Annotated in this window: 18 protein-coding genes; 6 read left to right on the top strand and 12 right to left on the bottom strand. The window is 62.2% G+C overall.

Translation table 11 applies throughout. From position 1 onward, the window contains the following. Positions 1-134: 134 nt before the first annotated feature. Both M8997_RS19125 and M8997_RS19130 read right to left on the bottom strand, forming a co-directional pair. Positions 135-1,760, bottom strand: coding sequence for a cisplatin damage response ATP-dependent DNA ligase (locus tag M8997_RS19125; RefSeq protein WP_250019252.1), 1,626 nt, complete (start codon positions 1,758-1,760; stop codon positions 135-137). Further along, positions 1,760-2,773 carry a ligase-associated DNA damage response exonuclease gene (locus M8997_RS19130; RefSeq protein ID WP_250019366.1) on the bottom strand — a complete coding sequence of 338 codons (1,014 nt, stop codon included), beginning with the start codon at positions 2,771-2,773 and terminating at the stop codon, positions 1,760-1,762. The genes M8997_RS19125 and M8997_RS19130 overlap by 1 nt, the downstream gene beginning before the upstream one ends. A 108-nt stretch (positions 2,774-2,881) precedes the next feature. Between M8997_RS19130 and M8997_RS19135 the strand changes: the two genes are divergently transcribed. From M8997_RS19135 to M8997_RS19150, 4 genes are all read left to right on the top strand, one after another. Continuing rightward, positions 2,882-5,452 carry a ligase-associated DNA damage response DEXH box helicase gene (locus tag M8997_RS19135; protein ID WP_250019365.1) on the top strand — a complete coding sequence of 857 codons (2,571 nt, stop codon included), beginning with the start codon at positions 2,882-2,884 and terminating at the stop codon, positions 5,450-5,452. Further along, entirely contained in the window at positions 5,449-6,177 is a 729-nt protein-coding gene (gene pdeM, locus M8997_RS19140) for a ligase-associated DNA damage response endonuclease PdeM (protein WP_250019251.1), read from the top strand. The genes M8997_RS19135 and pdeM overlap by 4 nt, the downstream gene beginning before the upstream one ends. 154 nt (positions 6,178-6,331) lie before the next feature. Continuing rightward, complete coding sequence (locus M8997_RS19145) at positions 6,332-7,240, top strand: transferrin-binding protein-like solute binding protein (RefSeq protein ID WP_250019250.1); 909 nt, start codon at positions 6,332-6,334, stop codon at positions 7,238-7,240. Between the two features lie 22 nt (positions 7,241-7,262). Continuing rightward, entirely contained in the window at positions 7,263-8,576 is a 1,314-nt protein-coding gene (locus M8997_RS19150) for a surface lipoprotein assembly modifier (protein WP_250019249.1), read from the top strand. Between the two features lie 1,570 nt (positions 8,577-10,146). On the opposite strand, the gene M8997_RS19155 is transcribed toward M8997_RS19150, so the two are convergent. The 3 genes from M8997_RS19155 to M8997_RS19165 all read right to left on the bottom strand — a co-directional run bounded on the left by M8997_RS19155 (position 10,147) and on the right by M8997_RS19165 (position 13,216). Then, positions 10,147-10,908, bottom strand: a complete 762-nt coding sequence (locus M8997_RS19155) for an ABC transporter permease (RefSeq protein ID WP_250019588.1) — start codon at positions 10,906-10,908, stop codon at positions 10,147-10,149. Next, positions 10,905-11,831 (bottom strand): ABC transporter ATP-binding protein, encoded by a 927-nt coding sequence (locus M8997_RS19160; RefSeq protein ID WP_250019587.1) that lies wholly within the window; start codon positions 11,829-11,831, stop codon positions 10,905-10,907. Before M8997_RS19160 ends, M8997_RS19155 begins: the two co-directional genes overlap by 4 nt. A gap of 164 nt (positions 11,832-11,995) precedes the next feature. After that, entirely contained in the window at positions 11,996-13,216 is a 1,221-nt protein-coding gene (locus tag M8997_RS19165; protein ID WP_250019586.1) for an MFS transporter, read from the bottom strand. Between the two features lie 111 nt (positions 13,217-13,327). Between M8997_RS19165 and M8997_RS19170 the strand changes: the two genes are divergently transcribed. Next, complete coding sequence (locus M8997_RS19170) at positions 13,328-14,158, top strand: helix-turn-helix domain-containing protein (protein WP_250019585.1); 831 nt, start codon at positions 13,328-13,330, stop codon at positions 14,156-14,158. Here the strand turns inward: M8997_RS19170 and metH are convergent. The 6 genes from metH to hemP form a co-directional block, all read right to left on the bottom strand. Beyond that, positions 14,143-17,910, bottom strand: coding sequence for a methionine synthase (metH, locus tag M8997_RS19175; protein WP_250019584.1), 3,768 nt, complete (start codon positions 17,908-17,910; stop codon positions 14,143-14,145). The two genes, M8997_RS19170 and metH, sit on opposite strands and share 16 nt — an antisense overlap. A 148-nt stretch (positions 17,911-18,058) precedes the next feature. Continuing rightward, positions 18,059-18,850, bottom strand: a complete 792-nt coding sequence (locus M8997_RS19180) for a heme ABC transporter ATP-binding protein (RefSeq protein WP_250019583.1) — start codon at positions 18,848-18,850, stop codon at positions 18,059-18,061. Between the two features lie 2 nt (positions 18,851-18,852). After that, positions 18,853-19,950, bottom strand: coding sequence for an iron ABC transporter permease (locus M8997_RS19185; protein WP_250019582.1), 1,098 nt, complete (start codon positions 19,948-19,950; stop codon positions 18,853-18,855). A gap of 26 nt (positions 19,951-19,976) precedes the next feature. Then, the gene (locus tag M8997_RS19190; protein ID WP_250019581.1) at positions 19,977-20,870 is read right to left on the bottom strand and encodes a hemin ABC transporter substrate-binding protein; all 894 of its coding nucleotides are present in this window, start codon (positions 20,868-20,870) and stop codon (positions 19,977-19,979) included. 10 nt (positions 20,871-20,880) lie between these two features. Continuing rightward, entirely contained in the window at positions 20,881-21,936 is a 1,056-nt protein-coding gene (locus tag M8997_RS19195) for a hemin-degrading factor (protein ID WP_250019580.1), read from the bottom strand. 24 nt (positions 21,937-21,960) lie between these two features. Further along, entirely contained in the window at positions 21,961-22,116 is a 156-nt protein-coding gene (gene hemP, locus M8997_RS19200; protein WP_250019599.1) for a hemin uptake protein HemP, read from the bottom strand. Positions 22,117-22,397: 281 nt separating this feature from the next. On the opposite strand from hemP, the gene M8997_RS19205 reads away from it, so the two are divergent. After that, positions 22,398-22,820: a hypothetical protein gene (locus tag M8997_RS19205; RefSeq protein WP_250019579.1), complete on the top strand. Its 423-nt coding sequence runs from the start codon at positions 22,398-22,400 to the stop codon at positions 22,818-22,820. A 66-nt stretch (positions 22,821-22,886) separates the two neighbouring features. Here M8997_RS19205 and M8997_RS19210 read toward each other — a convergent pair whose 3' ends face one another. Next, positions 22,887-23,831, bottom strand: coding sequence for a substrate-binding domain-containing protein (locus M8997_RS19210; protein WP_250019578.1), 945 nt, complete (start codon positions 23,829-23,831; stop codon positions 22,887-22,889). Positions 23,832-23,861: the final 30 nt, after the last annotated feature.

Consider the following 23,861-nt stretch of genomic DNA (forward strand, 5'->3'; position numbering starts at 1 on the left):
AACATCGTTGCACCATATGGACCACATGCCCGATTCCCGCCATTTTCTGCCGGAAACGCGGCCTACATCCTAAGACTTAGGTCATACCGATTTGTGTGGAAAACACCACAATCCGCAAATTGCCGCGACAATACTCAACCTGCGGTTTCGCTATCACGCAAAAGTGCTTCCAGCGTTTCGAGACGATCCGCCTCTATCGGCGGCTTGTCCCAGCGCAATCGCGATATTCGCGGGAAGCGCATGGCGACGCCGGACTTGTGCCGATTGGAGCGGTTCAGCCCCTCGAACGCCACTTCGAGCACCAGCCCGTGGTCGGGTTCGGCCCGCACCGAGCGAACCGGGCCGAAGCGCTCGGTGGTATTGTTGCGGACGAAGGCGTCGAGCTGCTTCAGCTCCTCGTCCGTGAAGCCGAAATAGGCCTTGCCCACCGGGACGAGCTGCGGGTCGCTCTCCGGTCCGGTCCACACCGCGAATGTATAATCCGAATAATAGCTGGAGCGCTTGCCATGGCCGCGCTGCGCGTAGACCAGCACCGCGTCGATGATGAACGGATCGCGTTTCCACTTGAACCACGGTCCCTTGGGACGCCCCGGCACATAGGCGGAATCCCGCCGCTTCAGCATCAGCCCCTCGATGATCGGATGCGGCGGGTTGCCCCGCAGTTCCGCCAGATCGTCGAAAGTCTCGAACGGCACCAGCGGCGAGAGGTCGAAGCGGGCGGGATCGAGCCCGGCGACGAACGTCTCCAGCCGCGCCCGGCGTTCGATGAAAGCCAGGGCGCGGATATCCTCGTCCCCGTCGAAGAGGAGATCATAGAGCCGCACGAAGGCGGGAAAGCTCTCGAGCTGTTTTGCCGTCACCGTCTTGCGGTTCAGCCGCTGCTGCAGATCGCCGAACGACCCGACTTCGATGCCGGTTGCCGATGGCCGCCCCACCAGCAATTCACCATCCAGCGTGCCGGCGAAGCTCATGGCGTCGGCCACGTCCGGGAAGGCGTGGGAGATGTCGTCGCCGGTGCGCGAATAGATCCGCCGCTGGCCGCCTTCCGCCGTCAGCTGCACGCGGATACCATCCCATTTCCACTCGGCCGCATAGGTTTCCGCGTTGATCTTGCCATAGTCCGGCTCTTCCAGCGGCGTCGACAGCATCACCGGGCGGAAGGGCGCGCTGGCAAGGCCCTGCGGCTTGTCCGCCTTGCGCTCCAGCCAGGCGAAGAGCGGCTCGTAGGGCGGCTTCAATCCATGCCACAATTCCTCGATCTCGCCGACATCCACATCTCCGAACTGCGCCAGCGCCTGCTTGGCAAGCCGCGCCGACACGCCGATCCGCAGGCCGCCGGTCACCAGTTTCAGCAAGGCGTAGCGCGCCGATGCGTCGAGCCGATCGAGCCAGCGCTCCACCAGCCGGACCGCATCGCTGCGGGATGCGTGGATGAGCGAGGTCACGATATCGCCGAGCGACGGCGCCGCATTGGCCCGCGGCGCATCTTCCGCCGCCCAGACCAGCGATATCGTCTCGGCGAGATCGCCGACATAATCATAGGAATAGCCGAACAATTGCTCGTCCATTCGCTCCGCAATCAGGCTTCTCAGCATTGCCGGCTTGACGTTGGCGATGTTGAGATCGCCGGTGATGGCCGCCAGCGCATAGCCGCGATCCGGGTCGCGCGTCCTGCTGAAATAATCGACGAGCAGCGTCAGCTTGCCGTTGCGGGCCGGCGTCAGCACCAATCGGTCGAGGAGTTCGGCAAACTCTTCCATCAGTCGCCCTCGTCTTCGTAACCGATCAGATGCAGCGGCCTGGCCTTGTAGCCATTGAGCTCGCACCAGCGCACCAGCGCCTCCTCGCGGCCATGGGTGACCCAGACCTGATCGGGATCGAGTTCCGTTATCGTCCGCGTCAGCTCATCCCAGTCGCAATGGTCCGAAAGTATGATCGGCAGTTCGACGCCGCCCTGCCTGGCGCGTTGCCTGATGCGCATCCAGCCCGAGGCGAAACAGGAGACCGGGTCGGGGAAACGCCGCGCCCAGCGATCGAGGAAAGCCGATGGCGGACCGATGACGATGGCCCCGGCAAAATCGCCGGCGTTGTCTGTATCGACCGTGGCCGGCGAGAGGTCGCCGAGGTCGATCCCCTGCGACTGGTAGTAGTCGCAGAGCTTCGCCAGTGCGCCGTGGATATAGATCGTCCTGTCATGGCCGGCATCGCGCAGCATGCGGATGACGCGCTGCGCCTTGCCGAGCGCATAGGCGCCGACGAGATGCGAGCGTTCCGGAAACTGCTCGACCGAGCGCAGCAGCTTGGCGATCTCGTCGCGGCTGTCCGGGTGCCGGAACACCGGCAGCGCGAACGTCGCCTCGGTGATGAAGACGTCGCAGGCCACCGGCTCGAAGCCGAGGCAGGTCGGGTCGGGGCTGCGCTTGTAGTCGCCCGAGGCGACGATGCGCATGCCATCCTTCTCCACCGCGATCTGCGCCGATCCGAGCACATGCCCGGCAGGGTGGAAGCTGACGCTGACGCCGTTGTTGACGACGGTTTCGCCGAGCGTCGCCGCCTGTGTCACGGCAGCGAATCCACTGCCGTAGCGCAGCGCCATGATGTCGAGTGTCTGGCGCGTCGCCATGACGCTTTCATGGCCGGACCTCGCATGATCCGAATGGCCATGGGTGATGAGCGCCTTCTGCACCGGCCGGATCGGATCGATGTAGAAATCGCCCGGCGGACAATAGAGCCCCGCCGGCGTCGATCGCAACAAGTCTTCCGGTCGTTTCAGCACCTTCTCCCCCTGCTCCGGCCATGGCTAAACGAAGATAGTGCGCTTTTGGCTCCACGCAAATTCCGTATCGCGCTATTTGCAGCAGCGTCGTGCATGCTTCGACAGATGCCAGGGACCTTGGCGCGCAGACCGGCAATCGCTACATTCGCCGCTGTGAGCAAGCCCGAAACATTGGACGACACCCCCCTCCTGCCGCCGCAATTCCTGCGCTGGTTCCAGGACAAGGGCTGGAGCCCCCGCCAACACCAGCTGGACCTTCTGCGCGAGGCGGATGCGGGCAATTCCGCCCTGCTCATCGCACCGACCGGCGCCGGGAAGACCCTGGCCGGGTTTCTGCCAGCCCTGACGGACCTTGCGACGCGCGGCAAGGGCAATGCGCCCGGTCGCGGCATCCACACGCTCTACATATCGCCCCTTAAGGCGCTTGCCGTCGATATCCAGCGCAATCTGGCAAAGCCGATCGAGGAGATGGCGCTGCCGATCTCGATCGAGACCCGCACCGGCGATACGCCCGCCTTCAAGCGCCAGCGCCAGAAGCTCGCCCCGCCCGACATCCTGCTGACGACGCCGGAGCAGCTGGCGCTGCTCATCGCCAGCAAGGATGCGGCGCGCTTCTTCGAGGATCTGCGCTATGTGATCCTCGACGAGCTCCATTCGCTGATCACCTCCAAGCGCGGGCACCTGCTGGCGCTGGGCCTCGCGCGCCTGCGCCGGTTGCAGCCCGGGCTGCAGGCGATCGGCCTCTCGGCCACCGTCGCCGAGCCCGACATGCTGCGGCAATGGCTGGTGCCCCAGCTGGAGTCCCAGAACGGTTCGGCTGCGCTTGCAAGCCTGATCGTCGTCGAAGGCGGCGCGAGGCCGGACATCACCATCATGAAAACAGAAGACCGCGTGCCCTGGGCCGGCCATTCCGCCGTCTACGCCCTTCCCGGCATCTATGACGCGATCAAGGCGCATGGCACGACGCTGATCTTCGTCAATACGCGCAGCCAGGCCGAGCGGCTGTTCCATGACCTGTGGATGATCAATGACGACAACCTGCCCATCGCGCTGCATCACGGCTCGCTCGATGTCAGCAAGCGGCGCAGGGTCGAGCAGGCGATGGCGGCGAACAGCCTGCGCGCGGTCGTCGCCACGTCGACGCTCGATCTCGGCATCGACTGGGGCGATGTCGATCTCGTCATCCATGTCGGCGCGCCGAAGGGCGCTAGCCGGCTGGCGCAGCGCATAGGCCGCTCCAACCACCGCATGGACGTGCCCTCGCGCGCCATTCTGGTGCCGGCCAACCGCTTCGAGGTGATGGAATGCCAGGCGGCGCTCGATGCCAACTACCTCGGCGCGCAGGATACGCCGCCGCTCGGCGTCGGCGCGCTCGACGTCCTTGCCCAGCATGTGCTCGGCATGGCCTGCGCCGCGCCTTTCGTCATCGATGAACTTTACGCCGAGGTGCGCACGGCCCTGCCCTATGCGCCGCTGGCGCGGGAGACCTTCGAGCGCATCGTCCAGTTCGTCGCCACCGGCGGCTATGCGCTGAAATCCTATGAGCGCTTCGCCAAGATCCGCCAGACGGCGGATGGCAGCTGGCGCGTGACACACCCAAGGGTGGCGCAGCAATACCGGCTGAATGTCGGGACGATCATCGAAGCGGCGGCGCTGACCGTGCGGCTGACCCGGCGCAGCGGCAAGGGCATCAATGTGCGCGGCGGCCCGGTGCTCGGCAAGGTGGAGGAGCATTTCCTCGAAGCGCTGGCGCCGGGCGATACGTTCTTCTTTTCCGGCCGGGTGCTGCGCTTCGAAGGCATCAGGGAAAACGAATGCCTCGTCTCCGAGGCGAAGGGCTTCGATGCCAAGATCCCCTCCTATGCCGGCGGCAAGTTTCCGCTGACCACCTATCTCGCCGACCAGGTGCGCGCCATGCTGGCCGACGAGGAGCGCTGGCGCGCGCTGCCCGAGCAGGTGAGCGACTGGCTGCGGCTGCAACGGGACAAGTCCACATTGCCGCAGCCGGGCAGCCTTCTCGTCGAGACCTTTCCGCGCGGCAACCGCTCCTACATGGTGGCCTATCCGTTCGAAGGCAGGCTCGCCCACCAGACGCTCGGCATGTTGCTGACGCGGCGGCTGGAGCGCGCCCGGGCGCGGCCGCTCGGCTTCATCGCCACCGATTATGCCATCTCGGTCTGGGGCATGCGCGACCTTGGCAAGATGTTCCGCAGCGGCGAACTGCCTCTCGCCGACCTGTTCGACGAGGACATGCTTGGCGACGATCTCGAGGCATGGCTGTCGGAAAGTTTCATGCTGAAGCGCACATTCCGCAATTGCGCCCTGATTTCAGGGCTGGTGGAAAAGCGCCATCCCGGGCAGGAAAAGACAGGACGCCAGGTGACGGTTTCGACCGATCTCATCTATGACGTGCTGCGCGAGCACGAACCGGACCACATACTTCTGCAGGCGACGCGCGCCGATGCGGCAACCGGCTTGCTCGACATTGGACGGCTTGGCGTTATGCTTGGACGAATCAAGGGCCATATCGTGCATCGGGACCTCGACAGGATTTCGCCGCTGGCGGTGCCCGTGATGATGGAGATCGGCAAGGAACGTGTGCCCGGCGAAGCGCATGACATGCTGCTGGAAGAGATCGCGGAGGAAATGACGCGCGAAATGACGGACCACCGATGAACATGGCAGCTCTCGACATCGCGCCCGTGCCCGCCGGCGCGGCCGAGCTCGATCTTGCCGGGCACCGGCTGGTCTGCGACCCCGCGGGCGCGATCTACCTGCCGGAGGACGGCCTGCTCGTGGTCTCCGACCTGCATCTCGAAAAGGGTTCGTCCTTTGCGCGACGCGGCATGCTGCTGCCGCCCTATGACACGCTGACGACGCTTGCCGCCCTTGCCCGGCTCATCGGCCGCTACCGCCCGAAATCCGTTCTCAGCCTCGGCGACAGTTTCCATGATGGCGAGGCCGCGACGCGCCTTACGCCGGAATCCGCAAGCCATCTGATGACGCTGATGCGAGGCAGGCACTGGATATGGATCACCGGCAATCACGATCCGCATCATCCGGGCGCGCTGCCCGGCGAAACCTGTGCCGAACTGGCGCTCGGCGGGCTGGTCTTCCGTCATGAACCGACGCGCAACGCGCCCGCGGGCGAGATCGCCGGCCATCTGCACCCCGCCGCAAGGATCGTCTGGCGCGGCCAGGCGGTGCAGCGCCGCTGTTTTGCGACCGACCATTCCCGCATGATCATGCCGGCCTTCGGCGCCTATACCGGCGGGCTGAACATCATGAACCGCGCCTTTCACGGCCTGTTCGATCTTGCGGCGCTGAGCGCCTATATGCTCGGAAAAGACAGGATATACCGCGTCAATCGCAGCTATTTCGAGCCCGCGCCGCGCTTCTGACCGCAATTGCGGCCCTTTCCCCGAATATTATTTCTCGACACTTCTACAAGTTGTACTTGGTTTAGTACTCATACTTATTACCAATAGATCGAATGTTGGAAATCGTTCTACAGATAAGGATATTGCTTAAACAGATTTTTCAGAAGAGGTTTTCATGCGGCACGATCTTCTCATCCTGGCTGCTATTGCTTTGGCAATAGCTGGCTGCAAGCACGGAGAGCACGAGGAAGCTCCGTCCCTGGCGCTCGCCGGCAAGACGGCGGGAGCCGAAGCCAAGGACACGGCGCAGAGCGGCGATTACAGCCTGAAGGGTACCGGTTTGCAGACCGCCGAGGATGGAAGCCTGAAGACGTTTGCCTATTCGGCCACGCTGGGGGATACAAAGGCAGCCGGAGCGACGATTTCAGGGAAGTACGCGCCGGTGTTCCTGAAATTCAGCAAGGACGGAACCGCGGCCGGCCAGATGCTGAATACTGCGCGCAGCGGCGGCGGCAAAGATGACAATATCCGCTTCCTGATGAGCGACGCCTCGCGCGACTCGAAGGACAACCCCACCGCTTTCGGGCTTCTGGTCGACAATTCGACGGAGAAGAGCTTCTCCGCCGGTGCGCTCTATGGCGGCCGGGCGCCGACAAACCTCCCCACTTCGGGCACCGCGACCTATGAGGGTATTTTTGTCGGTGCGGCCAATGCCGGCAAGGGCAATAGCGGCGTGCGGGCGCATCTGGAAGGCCCCTTCGACCTGGCGGCCGATTTCGGCGCCGGAACCGTCAAGGGTACGATCCAGGGTTTGAGGGGGCCACTGGACCAGACCAGTCCGACTGCAGCAGCGGGCATGGTGACCGGCATAGGCTTCGACGGCAAGATGGCGGCAGACAAGGCGAGCTATAGCGCCGACAAGGTGACCGTCACCGGGGAGGGCGTTCAAGCTGTTTCCGGCGCGGTACAGGGTGGCTTCTTCAATGCTGGCGGCAGCGAAACGGCCGGCACATTGCAGGCTACCGTTTCCGGCAGCGAACCGACCAACATCATCGGGGCGTTCCACGGCGAAAAGCCGAATTGATCGCGCTGCCAGGAACGAAATGATGACAGGCAGGCTCAAGGGCCGGCGATACCGGGCGGCATTGGCGCTCGGTATCCTCCTCGGATGTTTGACCATTGCCGATGCCCATGCGGAGGGGTCCTATTCCTTCGCGCAGGTAAAGTCGCGGATCGAATCCGGCCAATATGATGCGGCGCGCCAGCTCGTTGCCGCTTCGGGCGAGGACAGCCCGAGCAAGCGGGTGGCGAAGGCGTTCACCGAGGCGCTCATCCTCAAGCATCAGCGGCAGCTGCAGGCTTCCGCTGATGCGATGGAGGCGATCCTGCTCGACAATCCCGAGTTCGATCGGGTGCGGCAGGAACTGGCGCATAGCTATTATCTGCTCGGCGAGAACGACCATGCGCGGCACCAGTTCGGCATATTGTCGGCGACCAGCCATTCGCCGGCATTTCGCTCGCTCTACAATGACTATCTCGACGCCATCGACTCGCGGCGGCCATGGTCGCTCGATGGCTATGTCGCCCTCGCCCCGAGCACGAATATCAGCCGCGGCGTGGCGGCCGATACGGTATTCATAGGCGGCGTGCCGGTGAAGCCGGCCAACAGGAAGCAAAGCGGCATCGGCGTCAGCTTTGGCGGTTCGGGATCGTACCGGTTCGATCTCAATGAAAGGATGGGGCTCACCCTCGGCGGCAGTTTCGACGGCACCAAATATGGCGGGCGCGAATATGACTCCCTCTCCGGCCAGGTGTTTTCCGAATTCTCATACAAGACCGGCCGCTGGCGTTTTGGCGTCGGCCCGACAATGGAGCGCCTTTCCTTCGACTGGCAAGGCTATCGCCTCGCCTATGGTGCGCAGTGGAGCATCCAGAAGAGCTTCGGCAATAGCGGCGACACGATGCGGTTCACCGGCCGCCTCCGCAGGCTGGACTATGACGATCTCGATGCTTTCGACGGATATGAAATTTCCGGCGGCCTGCGCTACCAGCACGCCTTTTCCGCCGCGCTGGTGGCCAATACCGGGGCGGAACTGACGCGGGTCAAGGCAGAGAGGGAGTTCAACAGCTATAATGCGGTGCGGCCCTATTTCGAGATCTACAGCGACCTGCCTTTCGGCGTGCTCGGCAGTATCGGCCTTGGCTATCAGTTCCGCGATTATGACGGAAAGTTCCCATGGACGGGCGAAAACCGCAGGGACGGGCAGCTGAGCCTGGTCTCGTCGCTGACCTTCCGTGGCTTGAGCTTCAGGCGCATCGCTCCGCGACTGGAATATGCCTATGTCCGCAACAATTCGAATATCGGCCTTTACGACTACGATACCCACTCCATGGGAGTTTACCTCACGCGCAAATACTAACACGCCACCATGCCTGGTATCCGCCGCCGGCCCGGATTTCCATAACGGCTTCCCTGCGGTGCCCAACCTCCCCTCATGTCGAGGGTGCAGGCTGCGCGCCGCGCTGCGGGAGCTGTGAAGCCGCCGCCCCAGTGGGTGGCAGGCATGTCGAAGCACGCACGATGTTGATGCAACGCTGAAATCAGAGATGGCAATAATGTACCGCGTGCTTCGACGGGCTCAGCATGAGGGGTTGGGGGTATTTGGCTGGGTGGTAGTTCTGTGGCGTTGGCGGGGTGTTGAGCGATCGCAGAACGACCGCCCTGCAATCAACAATTTCCCCTCATCCTGAGCCTGTCGAAGGGCGCAGCAACGGTGATGCAGTCCCCTTACACACGCTGCATCGAAATAGTGCGTGCTTCGTGGTTCGGCAGGCTCACCAGGCTCAGCATGAGGGAAGTTGGCTCAGCATGAGGAGTTTGGGTATTTGGCAGGGTGGTAGTTCTGTGGCGTCGGTGGGGTGTTGAGAGATCGCAGAACGACCTTCCTGCAATCAACAATTTACCCTCATCCTGAGCTTGTCGAAGGTCGCTGCAACGTTTGTGCAATCGCTTTTATCGCTGCATCAACATAGTGCGTGCTTCGTGGTTCGGCAGGCTCACGAGGCTCGGCATGAGGAAGGTGGAGATCGGCATGAGGGGTTTGGGTGTTTGGCAGGGTGGTAGTTCTGTGGCGTTGGCGGTGTTGAGAGATCGCAGAACGACCTTCCTGCAATCAACAATTTCCCCTCATCCTGAGCTTGTCGAAGGGCGCAGCAACGTTCGTGCAATACCCCTTACAAAGCGCTGCATCGAAATAGTGCGTGCTTCGTGGTTCGGCAGGCTCACGAGGCTCAGCATGAGGGAGGTGGAGATCGGCATGAGGGAGGTGGGGGCTCAGCATGAGGCAACTTGGTGTGATGCAGGGATTAAATACGGAAAATCCGCACCACGCCCGCGAAATCGCGTCTGGTCATTGAAATGGGGGGAGACGGGCGGTCTTCAGCGCGTCGTAGTGGTATCAGGGTCGAGGTCCGAAGACCGCCCGCGACGTCTTTGCCTGCTGTTGTCACGCTTGTCAGACGCAACAACCCGGAAAACGAAGCGCCACCTCCGTTTCCTTCTGCAGTTTGCCGGCCGATCGGGTTTGTCACTCCCGCCTGTCCGGCAACGCCATCCTTTCCCAGCTTGTCGAAACAGCACCGGAAGCTGCTCCCCCACTGGAAAGGACCGAATCAGAATAACCCGGTTTCAAACAGGTGGGATAAGTATCGACTTATCCCACCAGGGGAGACGTGTGTTGCATTACTGTCGTGGGGTCATTCAACAAGCTCAGGATGAGGATGATTGATTTGATTGCAGAAAAGCAGGGAGCCCAGGTTTGAAACCTCGCAGAATTATCCCCCTGCCAAACACCCAATTCCCTCATGGTGAGCCCCTCATGGTGAGCTAGTCGAACCACGAAGCACGACCAACGTTTATGCGATCGCTTTTTTTGAGCATGAGAAAGAGTGCGCCCCTAATCCCTGGCTTCCCTAGCTTCCCTGGCTTCCCTAGCTTTTCAGCCGGTAGCCCGTCTTGAAGATCCAGCGCAGGACCAGCATGCAGCCGAGGAGGAAGAGCGCCGTCATGGCGAGGCTCGTGCCGATATGGACGTCGGCGAGGCCGTAGAAGCTCCAGCGGAAACCGCTGATCAGATAGACCACCGGATTGAGCAGCGTGACCTTCTGCCAGAAGGGCGGCAGCATGTCGATCGAGTAGAAGCTGCCGCCAAGGAAGGTCAGCGGCGTGACGATCATCAACGGCACCAGCTGCAGCTTTTCGAAACCGTCGGCCCATATGCCGATGATGAAGCCGAACAGGCTGAACGTCACCGCCGTCAGCACCAGATAGAGCAGCATCACGAATGGATGTTCGATCCGAAGCGGCACGAACAGCGCTGCCGTGGCGAGGATGATCAGGCCGAGGATGATGGATTTGGTCGCCGCCGCCCCGACATAGGCGATGACGATCTCCACATAGGAGACGGGCGCCGACAGAACCTCATAGATCGTGCCGACGAATTTCGGGAAATAGATGCCGAAGGAGGCGTTCGATATGCTCTGCGTCAGCAGCGACAGCATGATCAGGCCGGGCACGATGAAGGCGCCATAGCTCACGCCGCTGATCTCGGGGATGCGGCCGCCGATGGCCGAGCCGAACACGACGAAATAGAGGCTGGTGGAGAGCACCGGCGAAATCACGCTCTGCATGATCGTCCGCCATGTGCGGTGCATTTCAAAGAGATAGATGGCTTTTATGGCGTAGAGATTCATTGCCGTTCCCTCACCAGGCTCACGAAGATTTCCTCCAGCGAGCTTTCCTTGGTCTGTATGTCGTTGAAGCGCACGCCGGCCTGGTCGAGATCCTTCAGCAGAGCGGTGATGCCGGTGCGTTCCTTCTGGGTGTCGTAGGTGTAGACGAGTTCGCGCCCGCCGGCGGCAAGCTCCAGCCCGTATTTCTCAAGGTTGCCGGGTATGGATTCATGCGGCTGGGCCAGTTGCAGGCGCAGCTGCTTCTTGCCGAGCGAGCGCATCAGCGCGTCCTTCTCTTCCACCAATATGATCTCGCCGCGATTGATGACGCCGATGCGGTCGGCCATCTGCTGGGCTTCCTCGATATAATGGGTCGTCAGGATGATGGTGACGCCGGATTCGCGCAAGGCGCGGACGACGTTCCACATGTCGCGCCGCAACTCGACGTCGACGCCGGCCGTCGGCTCGTCGAGAAAGAGGATTTCCGGTTCGTGCGACAAGGCCTTGGCAATCATCACGCGCCGCTTCATGCCGCCCGAAAGCGTCATGAGCTTGCTGTCCTTCTTGTCCCAGAGCGAAAGCTCCTTCAATATCTTCTCGATATGCGCCGGATTGGCCGGCTTGCCGAACAGCCCGCGGCTGAAGCTCACCGTCGCCCAGACGCTCTCGAAGGCGTCGGTGGTCAGTTCCTGCGGAACGAGGCCGATCTTGCTGCGGGCGGCCCTGTATTCCTTGATGATGTCGTGACCATCGGCAAGAACCAGGCCGGAGGTCGGGTTGACGATGCCGCAGATGATGCTGATCAGCGTCGTCTTGCCGGCGCCATTGGGGCCAAGCAGGGCGAATATCTCGCCGCGCTCTATATCGAGATTGATGTTCTTCAGCGCCTGAAACCCGGACTCGTAGGTCTTGTTCAGGCTGTTCACGGAAATGGCAGAGGACATGATGATACTCGGGAGAGTGAGAAGAGAGCCGCGCACTACCGGATAGCGGACAGGCCTGTCGGCCCGGCCCCATGGAATGCTGTTCCTTATATGGGTATCACCGTAGAAATACAAACCACCCCGCTGACAATTGCTGCCAGCGGGGTGGTTGAAAAGCGCCCGGTTCAGGCCCGTGCCGTTTCGCCGCGAACCTCTTTCATGCCCGGCAGGAAGATCGTCAGCAGGCCGAGGAATGGCAGGTAGGAGCAGACGGCATAGACGAAATCGATGCCCTTGTTGTCTGCGACGACACCCAGCACCGCCGCCGCGATCCCGGCCATGCCGAAGGCGAAGCCGAAGAATATCCCGGCGATGGTGCCGACCCTTCCCGGCACCAGTTCCTGTGCGAAGACGACGATCGCCGGGAATGCCGAGGAGAGGATGAAGCCGATGATGACGGTCAGGACGCCGGTCCAGAACAGGTTGGCATAGGGCATGACCAGCGTGAAGGGCAGCACGCCGAGGATCGAGAACCAGATGACGGCCTTGGTGCCGATCTTGTCGCCGATCGGTCCGCCGAGCACGGTGCCGACCGCCGCTGCGCCGAGGAAGAGAAACAGCAGCATCTGCGATTCCTGCACCGTCACGCCGAATTTGTGGATGACGTAGAACGTATAGTAGCTCGAAATGCTCGCCAGATAGATGTTCTTGGTGAAAACCAGCAGGGCCAGGATGACCAGCGAGATCACCACCTTTCGGCGCGGCAGCCGCAGGGCACGGCTTGCCGCCGGCCTGTTGGCATTTGCCGCACGATAGCGCTGGTACCAATTGCCGACGAGATAGAGGATGATCATGCCGACCAGTGCCGCGGCGGAGAACCAGGCGATGCTCTGCTGTCCGCGCGGCAGGACGATGAACGCCGCCAGCAGCGGGCCGAGCGCCGTGCCGAAATTGCCGCCGACCTGGAAAAAGGACTGGGCAAGGCCGTGGCGGCCGCCGGATGCCATGCGCGCCACCCGCGACGATTCCGGATGGAATATGGAGGAGCCGATGCCGATCATGGCCGCGCCCAGCAGCAGCATGTAGTAATGCGCGGCGACGGAGAGGATGGCGAGGCCAGCAAGCGAGAACGCCATGCCGACCGGCAGCGAATAGGGCATCGGCCGCTTGTCGGTATAGGCGCCCACCACCGGCTGCAGAAGCGACGCGGTGACCTGGAACGTCAGCGTCAGCAGGCCGATCTGCTTGAAGTTCAGCCCGTAATTGTCCTTGAGCATCGGATAGATGGCAGCAAGCAGCGACTGCATCATGTCATTGAGCAGATGGCAGAAGCTGACGGCGAAAATAACGGCGAATACCGTTGTTTCAGCGGAATCCCGCTGTCTCTGAATGGTGGTATCAGTCATGGCGTTTCCATTGGACATGGGCGCCGCGCTTGCGGGCCCGAGCGCTACTGATATACAACTTGCAGTACACCTGCTTTCGTGGTTTGGTCCATTTATTACGCGAGTGGGCCAATGCAGCACTATAGAACCCATAAACCGCCGGAGATCAAGGAGACCGACCCCGGCCGCCTGCATCGCATGCGCGTCGACTGGCTCAATGCCGCCGATGGCGACGTCTTCGCCCTCGCCTGCATCTACCCCTCCGGCTGCCACATTCCGGAACATCATCACAGCCAGTCGCAATTGCTGCATGCGCTGACCGGCGTCGCGATGGTCACCACCAAATTCGGCCGCTGGATGGTGCCGCCGCACCATGCGCTGTGGCTGCCGGCGGGCACGCGCCATGCGGTCGACATGCTCGGCGAAGTGTCGATGCACTCGATCTATGCCCGGCCGGAAGCGATCGAGGGGCTGAAGCAGCATCTGCACGTGGTCGGCCTGACGCCATTGATGGACAGCCTCATCCGCGAGGCGGTGAACATCTCCCCCGCCGACCAGGCCGACGACCGGACGAACTATCTGATGGGGCTGCTGCTGCACGAGATCCGCAACCTGCCGGAGCGGCCGCTCGGCCTACCCTTCCCGCAGGAACGACGGTTGGCCGCGCTATGCCGGAGCTTCGTCAACATGCCCTCGCCGCACACGGATATCGATGCGTGGGCGGAAAGGCTGAGCATCAGCCGGCGCACATTCACGCGCCTGTTCAGGCGGGAGACGGGCCTGAGCCTGTCGACCTGGCGCCAGCAGGCGCTGCTGCTATCGGCCCTGCCCCGCCTGACGCGCGGCGAGCCGATAACGACTGTCGCGCTCGATCTCGGCTATAACAGCGTTCCGGCTTTCACGACCATGTTCAAGCGCATGCTCGGCGTTCCGCCGCGCCATTATCTTCATTCCGCCGCCTGAAGCTTCGGGCCCGGCACGTAGTTGAGGATCGGCCCGAGCCAGCGCTCGACCTCCTCGACCGGCATTGCCTTGCGGGCGGCATAATCCTCCACCTGGTCGCGCTCGACCTTGGCGACGCCGAAATAATAGGCTTCCGGATGGGCGATATACAGTCCGGAAACGGACGATCCCGGCCACATCGCATAGCTTTCCGTCAGTTCGACATTGATCTTGTTCCTGGCATCCAGCAGGCGGAACAGCGTGTCCTTCTCCGTATGGTCCGGCTGCGCGGGATAGCCCGGCGCCGGCCGTATTCCCGCGTAGGGTTCGCCGATAAGTTCTTCTGGCGCGAAATTCTCGTCGGGCGCATGGCCCCAGAATTCCTTGCGCACGCGCTCGTGCATGAGCTCGGCAAAGGCCTCGGCAAAACGATCGGCCAGTGCCTTGACCAGGATCGACGAGTAATCGTCATTGGCGCGCTCGAACCGTTCGGCAATGGCGATTTCCTCGATGCCGGCAGTGACGACGAAGGCGCCGACATGATCCTTCGCCCCGCTATCGCAGGGAGCGACGAAATCGGCGAGGGCGACATTCGGCCTGCCATCCCGCTTCGACAGCTGCTGGCGCAGCGTATAGAAGGTGGCAAGCTCCTGCTGCCGTTCTTGATCGGCAAAAAGCTGGATATCGTCGCCGCGCGAGCCCGCCGGCCAGAAGCCGATGACCGCCTTCGGATTGAACCATTTCTCGTCGATGATCTTGGCGACCATGGCCTGCGCGTCGTCGAACAATTGCCGCGCCGCCGCGCCCTGCTTTTCGTCGTCGAGGATCGCCGGATAGCGCCCTTTCATCTCCCAGGTCTGGAAGAATGGCGTCCAGTCGATATAGCGGGCGATCTCGCGCAGGTCGTAATCCTGGAAAACGCGGGTGCCGATGAATTGCGGCGTGGCGGGACGATAGGACGACCAATCGATCCGGTGCGCATTCGCCCTCGCCTTGGCGAGAGGCAGCCGCTGCTTGTCCGCCTCGTTGCGGGCATGGGCCTCCGCCACCTTGGCATATTCGCGCTGCACGCCTTCGATGAAGGCTGGCTTGGCCTGTTTCGACAACAGGTTGGAAACGACGCCGACCGCCCGGCTGGCATCGGTCACATAGACCGCCTGGCCGCGATTGTAGCGCGGGCTGATCTTGACCGCGGTATGGACCCTGCTCGTGGTGGCGCCGCCGATCAGAAGCGGCAGGTCGAAGCCTTCGCGCTCCATCTCGGATGCGACGTGCACCATTTCGTCGAGCGACGGCGTGATCAGTCCGGAGAGACCGATAATATCGACCTTTTCGTCGCGCGCCGTCTGCAATATCTTCGATACGGGCACCATCACGCCGAGGTCGATGATCTCGTAATTGTTGCAGGCGAGCACGACGCCGACGATGTTCTTGCCGATATCGTGCACATCGCCCTTCACCGTCGCCATCAGCACCTTGCCGGCGCTTTCGCGTTCCGTATTGCCCGCGGCGGCCTTCTCCGCCTCCATATGGGGCAGCAGCAGCGCCACCGCCTGCTTCATGACGCGGGCGGATTTCACCACCTGCGGCAGGAACATCTTGCCGGCGCCGAACAGATCGCCGACGACGTTCATGCCGGCCATCAGCGGCCCCTCGATGACATGCAGCGGCCGCTCGGCGGCCAGCCGCGCTTCCTCGGTGTCTGCCTCGATGAATTCGGTTATTCCGTTGACCAGCGCGTGCTCGATGCGCTTTTCGACGCTCCATTCGCGCCAGGCCAGGTCCCGCTCGCGCGCTTCCTTGCCGACGGCGCCCTTGTAGCGCTCGGCGAGATCGAGCAGCCGCTCGGTCGCATCGTCGCGGCGGTTGAGGACGACATCCTCGCAGGCCTCGCGCAGTTCGGGATCGATCGTCTCGTAGACGGCAAGCTGGCCGGCATTGACGATGCCCATGTCCATGCCCGCCTGGATTGCGTGATAGAGGAACACCGCGTGCATGGCCTCGCGCACCGGCTCGTTGCCGCGGAACGAGAACGACAGGTTCGAAATGCCGCCGGAAATGTGCACATGCGGCAATGCCTGCGTGATCTTGCGCGTGGCCTCGATGAAGGCGACGCCGTAGCCGCTATGTTCCTCGATGCCGGTGGCGACGGCGAAGACATTGGGATCGAAGACGATGTCTTCCGGCGGGAAACCCGCCTCCTTCACCAGCAACTCATAGGCACGGCTGCAGATATCCACCTTGCGCTCCAGCGTATCCGCCTGCCCGGCCTCGTCGAACGCCATGACGACGACGGCCGCGCCATAGGCCCGCACCTTGCGCGCATGATCGATGAAGGCCTGCTCTCCCTCCTTCATGGAGATGGAATTGACCAGCGGCTTGCCCTGGACGCATTTCAGGCCCGCCTCGATGACATCCCATTTGGACGAATCGATCATCACCGGAACCCGCGCGATGTCGGGCTCGGCAGCGATGAGGTTGAGGAATTCGACCATGGCCTTTTCGCTGTCGATGAGGCCTTCGTCCATGTTGATGTCGATGATCTGCGCCCCGTTGGCGACCTGGTCGCGGGCAACGTCCAGCGCCGCCGCGAAATCGCCCGCCGTGATCAGCTTGCGGAATTTCGCCGAGCCCGTGATGTTCGTGCGCTCGCCCACATTGACGAAGGGTATGTCCTTGGTCAGCGTGAAGGGTTCGAGGCCCGAAAGCCGCATCAGCCTCGGGGACGTATCGACCTGGCGCGGCTTGTGGCGTCCGACCGCCTCGGAAATCGCCCTGATATGTTCCGGTGTCGAGCCGCAGCAGCCACCGACGATGTTGAGCAGGCCATCGCGCGCGAAACCTTCGAGCTGCGCCGCCATTTCGTCCGGGCTTTCGTCATATTGCCCGAATTCATTGGGAAGGCCGGCATTCGGATAGGCGCAGACGAAACTGTCGGCCACGCCGGCGATCTCGGCCAGATGGTCGCGCATGGCATTTGCGCCGAGGGCACAGTTCAAGCCGATGGAGAATGGATTTGCGTGCCGGACCGAATACCAGAACGCCGTGGGTGTCTGGCCGGAAAGCGTTCGGCCGGAAAGATCCGTGATCGTGCCCGAAATCATCACCGGCAGGGTTATCGCCTTCTCGGCGAAGACCTCATTGGTGGCAAAGATGGCAGCCTTGGCGTTCAGCGTGTCGAAGATTGTCTCGATAAGGATGATGTCGGCGCCGCCATCGATCAGGCCGCGCACCTGTTCGGCATAGGCCGTTCGAAGATCGTCGAAGGTCACGGCGCGATAGCCGGGATTGTTGACGTCAGGCGAGATGGACGCCGTGCGGTTCGTCGGGCCAAGCGCGCCGGCAACGAAGCGCCGCCGCCCGTCCTTCTGCTGCGCCTTGATCGCCGCCCGCCGCGCCAGGCGTGCGCCGTCGCGGTTGAGCTCATAGACGACCTCCTCCATCGAATAATCGGCCTGCGCGATGGTGGTCGACGAAAACGTATTGGTTTCGAGAATATCGGCGCCCGCCATGGCATAGGCGTAGTGGATGTCTTCGATGGCCTGCGGCTGGGTCAGGATGAGAAGATCATTGTTGCCCTGCAGATGACAGGAGCAATCGGAAAAGCGGTCGCCGCGGAAATCGTCCTCCTTCAGGCCAAGATTCTGGATCTGGGTGCCCATGGCGCCATCCAGTATCAGAATACGCTCCCGGGCCGCTTCATTCAGGGCGGCAAATACTTCCGAGCCGTCCCTTGGTGCCCCCAGGGGACCGAATAGATCATCCAATGCCATTATCCGTACGCCTCACGCTCGATCGATTGCGTAATGTTCACATAAAGATATCTTTATGTCAACAAATCAGGCCTGCTTGCGCCATGAAATGTCGCATCTATTCCTGCGCATGAAGAGGCGCCATGCCCGGTCGGCAACGGGCGAACGGTCAGAGAACGGCGGATTGCGGCAGGATGAACGGGCGCTGGTCGGTCGGCAGGGTGCTGACCTTCAGATTGCAGTCATAGACATGGCGGATTCGCGCATCGGTCAGCGCTTCCGTCGGTGTGCCGACGCAATCCACCCTGCCATCATTCATGACGATGACGCGATCCGCATACATCGACGTCAGGTTGAGATCGTGCAGGATGGCGATAACGCCGCCGCCCTCCGACGCGAAGGTGCGGGCGATGTCCATGATGATAAGCTGGTGCTTGATGTCCAGGCTGGAGACCGGCTCGTCGAGAAACAGGAAGCGCGGCTGCCGGTCGAGCACCGGGCGCCAGACCTGACACAGGACACGCGCAAGCTGGACGCGCTGCTGTTCGCCGCCCGACAATTCCTGGTAGAACCTGCCGCCGAAGCCGGTCAGATCGACGCGTTCCAGCGCCTTCTCCGGCAGCCGCGCCAGTTCATGCTCGGCGGCGCCGCTTCGCCCGCCGGTGAGGCCGAGCTTGACGATTTCGCGGACCGTGAACGGGAACGCCAGATTGGTCGATTGCGGCAATATCGCCCGCATTGCAGCCATCTGCCAGGTTTTCAACGTTTCGAGCCGGTGGCCGTTCAGCGTGATCCTGCCGTCATAGCGCAGATCGCCGGCAAGGGCGCGCATCAGCGTGGTCTTGCCGGACCCGTTCGGACCGACAATGGCCGTCACTTCGCCGGCATTTGCTTCGAAGCTCGCATCCTGCACGATGCGGCGGTTGCCGATGAAAACCGAAATATCCGAGACGACGATCATCTTCAAAGATCCACGATGCCGCGCCGGCGCAGCAATATCCAGAGGAACACCGGCGCGCCGACGGCGGCGGTGATGATGCCGATGGGCAGTTCGGCGGGGGCGACGATCGTGCGCGAGACCGCATCCGCCAGAAGCAGCAGGATGGCGCCGAGCATCGCCGCCGCCGGAAGCAGATAGCGATGATCCGGGCCTATGACGAGCCGCAATATATGCGGAACGACGACGCCGACGAAGCCGATCGTGCCGCTCACCGCCACGGATGCACCCGTGGCCGCCGCCACCGTGACGATAGCGATGCGCTTGAAACGTTGAACCGGTATGCCGAGATGGTTCGCAGCCGCCTCGCCCAGCGCCATTCCGTTCAGCCCGCGGGCGAGAAAGGGCGAGACGAGCAGCGCTACCGCGATGAACGGCCCCGATGCCAGGATCTTCGACCAGCTCGCCCCTGCGAGCGAGCCGAGAAGCCAGAAGTTCAGGTCGCGCAACTGCCTGTCATCGGCGATATAGGTGAGCATGCCCATATAGGCGGTGGCCATGGCGCCGAGCGCGATACCCGCCAGGAGCATCGTTGCGATCGACGTCTGCCCCCGCCGCGTCGCCACGCCGTAAAGAATGAGCGTGAACAGCAGCGAGCAGGCAAACGCCGCGATCGGCAGGGAGAAAGTGCCGAGAATCAGAACGACGGGCGCAAACAGCGTATTGCCGAGAACGATGACGCTCAGTGCGCCGAGGCCGGCGCCCGACGAAACGCCGACAATGCCGGGATCGGCCAGCGGATTGCGGAACAGCCCCTGCATCACCGCGCCGGAAACGGCCAGCGCCGCGCCTATCAGCGAGGCGAGGACAACCCGTGGCAGCCGGATATCCCAAATGATGATGCGGTCGCGCACCGACAGCGCACTGGCAATGCCGGACGTGTCGAAAAAGGAGGCGATTACCGAAGTGACAGAAGCATCCGACGCACCGGACGCCAGGCTGACAAGCACGATGACGACCAGGGCGACGAAAAGCACGATCAGCGACAGACGCGCGATAACCGCCCGGTCTCCCTCGGCGGAGCTTGCAAGTACCCGCCGCCTCCAGTCAACGGCAGGTTTCATTACCGTCTCGCTCATTGGCCCGGTTGTCATTGGCCCGGTTGTGACTTGTAGAACGCATTGTAAAGGTCGCGAACGGCATTGGCGGTCCTCGGGCCGAAGCCCAGCATATATTGCCCGCCCAGGCGGACTATCCTTTTGTCACGCCCGGCAGGCGTCGCCGCCAGCGCCTTGTTTGCCAGCAGTTCGGCATTGTCCGCCTTGTGATCGCCGCCGCTGCGGTCCATCGCCAGGATGATGTCGGGATTGGCCATGATGATGCTTTCATCATTCAGCGGCTTGTAGCCCGAAAATCCCGCAACCGCATTCTGCGCGCCGGCAAGCTTGAGAATGCCGTCCGCCGCGGTGCCGCTGCCCGCACCCATGATCTTGCCGCCCTTGGAGCTCAGCACGAAGAGAACGCGCTTCGGCGTGGCGACCTTTTTCGCATCCGCCTGCGCCTCTTCAAGTTCGGCCTCCGTGCGCCGGGCCAGTTGCTCGGCCTTCTCGTCCACGCCGAGCGCCCTGCCGACGATGCGGATCTTTTCCACCAGGCTTTCCGCCGTATATTTCTCCGGCACGAAGACGAAGGGAACGCTGGCCTTGCGCAGCACGTCCACGGCTTCCCGCGGGCCGCTGCCCTCGACCGCGATGATCGCGGTTGGATTTATGGACAGGACGCCCTCCGGCGAGAGCGCACGCATATAGCCGACATCGGGCAATGCGTTCGCGGCGGCGGGATAGGTGCTCGTGCTGTCACGCCCGACGAGCCGCTTCTCCTCGCCGAGTGCAAAGACGATCTCCGTTATCGAATCGCCGATCGAGACCACCCTGCTCGTGTCGGGTATCGCACCTTCGATCTCCCTGGCGGCAACGGGGGCCGCAACGCAAGCGATGAAAAAGATTGCGGTCAGAAGCCCGGCGACAATGCTGTTTCTTCGCATCGCCGGCCCCTTACGCCGCGTTGCGCATGAGGCGCGGCAATTGCTCGGCGATATTGCGCCAATCTTCCCTCTCGGCATTGCCTTCGACGCGCTTGCCGAAGAACTGGATGATCATCTCGCCATCGGCGTCATAGGCTTCCACCGAGGTCAGCGGGCCGTCCTTCGTCGGGCGGCGCACAGCCCATACTTCAGCGATATGGTCGGTGCGAAGATGCATGTGGAACGTCTCGTCGAGAATATTCGCCCAGGGTCCCATCAGCTTGATGTTCTCGATCGGCCCGCCATGGATCTGGATGCAGCCGCGATTGCCGATGAAGCACATGATCGGCACCTTGGCCTCGGCCACCTGCTCCAGCATCGTCGTCGCGGATCCGGTGTCGAGCTGCCAGGCATAATCCTCGCCGATCGCCTGGATCGCCTGGTGCCTCGTCAGTTCGAGCGCACGGAGAATACCGACGAATTCATGGACGTCCTTCATCTGGTTCCAGCGCGCGCGAAGGTTCTCGACATCGCTTTCGGCGATCTCGCGAGTCTTCACCTCGGTCTTCGGCAGCGCCTGCAATTCCACTTCCTGCGATTGGTCCGCGAGGCGCAGCTTGGCCACCAGCGCCTCATAGGCTTCGAGATTGGAGGCCGGGCGCAGATGGATCTTGTGGACGGCCTCGCCTGCCGCATCGAAGAACTGCAGGCTCCGGCGGATCGTCTCGCCATCGGTCTTTTCCACGGCGAAACCATGAACCCACTGCTTGTGGAATATGCGCAGGTCGATCTGCTCGCCGAGCAGGAGAACGGCGGCCTTGCCGGCTATCGGCTTGTCGTAGACACCGATCTTCTCATGCACCGCGCTTTCATTGCGCGTCAGCGCCATGACCTCGCCGAGCCCTTCGAGGTCCATCAGGAACTCCTCGATCCTGGCGCTGATCCGCGTCGACGAGATGCCGCAATAGGCCGCCACGAATTCGGCCTCCGAGACGCCGAGCTGCTGCGCCAGATCGCGCTCCCGCATGGTGGGATTGTCGGTTCTCGCCTGCCGGATCGCCTGTGGCGTAGCTCTATCTGCGTTCATCGTCTTTTCTGCCTGTGTGAGGGATTATTTGTTGAGGATCAGTTTGCCCTGGCGCGTGATCTTTAATCTGTAGAGGGAGCCGGCGTGTTCGATGCCCACCTCGCTGGAGCCATCGAAAAGAATATCGCTGCCGAAAACGCGGATGTCCTGCTTGGCGGGGCGGTGCAGTGCAGTCCGCATGGGAGTAGCCTCCGGCAGCCGGACTTGCAGATCGATGATTTGGCGTCGTGACATGGCACCTGTCTCTTCATATGCGGCGTTCTTTCGCCCGCACTTGAATTTTTCCTTGGCGAATAACTTGACTAGATTATTCACCTTAATTACTCAATACAAAGAAGAGTGAATTAGTCAAGTTATTCGCCCCGAAATTCGGCATCTGCACCACCCCGGGTGGTATGCCCAACGTCACAGGATGAAGCGCAATGGATTTATCGAGGTTCGCAGCAGGAATTGGCCGGAGCATGACCGCTGCAATGGCCATGTCCTTGCTTGCTGCGACAGGGTCGGCGTCGGGGCAAGAGACTTCCTCCCCGGCGCCTGCCCTGACATTGGAGCTCAATGCTCTGCAGCCGTCCGAAAAGGGTTGCAGGCTGACCTTCGTCGTGACCAACAAGCTGGGCGGAACGCTCGACAAGGCGGCGTTCGAGGTCGCGCTTTTCAATGAGGCGCAGGTGGTCGATCGCATCACGCTCCTCGACTTCAAGGACCTGCCCGACGGCAAGACCAAGGTCCGGCGCTTCGACCTCGGCGAGGTGGATTGCGCCAAGGTGTCCCGCGTGCTGATCAACGATTCGACGGAATGCTCCGGCCAGGGCATCGACCCCAAGGCCTGCATCCGCCAGTTGCAGCCGGCGTCGAAATCCGGAATCCAGTTCGGCAGCTGAACTCAACGCCGGACAAGAAAAAGGCCCCGTTCGAGGGGCCTTCTTCGTTTTTGGCACCATGCCGGATCAGAAGGGCGAATCCGGGAAGTAGAATTCCTGTGCGTTGTCCTTGGTTACCAGCGTCGCGTCCAGGATGTAGCTTCCGCGGACCGGCACCTGATCGTAGAAATGGGCAACCGTGAGTTCGAGCGCCGTTGCGATCATCGACGGCGGATAGAGCACGTTGATCGGGGTCATCGCATCGCCATCGGCAACGCGCTTGATCATGTCCTTCATGCCGGCACCGCCAATGACCATCTTGATGTCCGTGCGCTTCGCCTGGCTGATGGCTTCGAGCACGCCAACCGCCATGTCGTCGTCCTGGCACCAGACGGCATCGATCTTCGGGAACTTCGTCAGATAGTCCTGCATGACCTTGAAGGCATCGTCGCGCGACCAGTTGCCGAACTGCTTGTCGAGAACCTTGATGCCGCTGCCGGCAATGGCTTCGTCGAAGCCCTTCTGGCGCTCTTCGTCGATGACGATCGGCAGGCCGCGAATGACGACGACTTCGCCTTCCTTCAGCGTATCCTTCAGGTACTGGCCGGCGACGCGGCCAAGTTCCGGATTGTTGCCGGCGACATAAAGGTCCTGGATCGTCGGATCGGAAAGCGCCCGGTCGACGACCGTCACGAACACGCCCTTTTCCTTGACCTGGCGAAGCGGATCGGTCAGTTCATCGGAATTGTGCGGCAGGGTGACGAGAGCGTCGATGCCCTGTGTCGTCAGGTCCTCGAGCGCATTGGCCTGCGAGGCGCCGTCCGGAGAGGTTTTGACCGTGATGGTCAATCCCGGATGATTTGCCTGCAAGAGCTTGGCAGCCCGCTCGGCATGATAAACGACGCCGCCGGTCCAGCCATGATCGGCGGCCGGAATCGATACGGCGATATTCACCTTCTTGTCCTGTGCATAGGCGAATGTCATGGTCGAAGCGAGCGCCGCCCCCACCAGACCCATCATCAATTTACGCATGTAATCCTCCCACTATGATTTCGGGCCTTG

This window comes from Phyllobacterium sp. 21LDTY02-6 (assembly GCF_023554255.2).
Classification (GTDB): Bacteria; Pseudomonadota; Alphaproteobacteria; order Rhizobiales; family Rhizobiaceae; genus Phyllobacterium.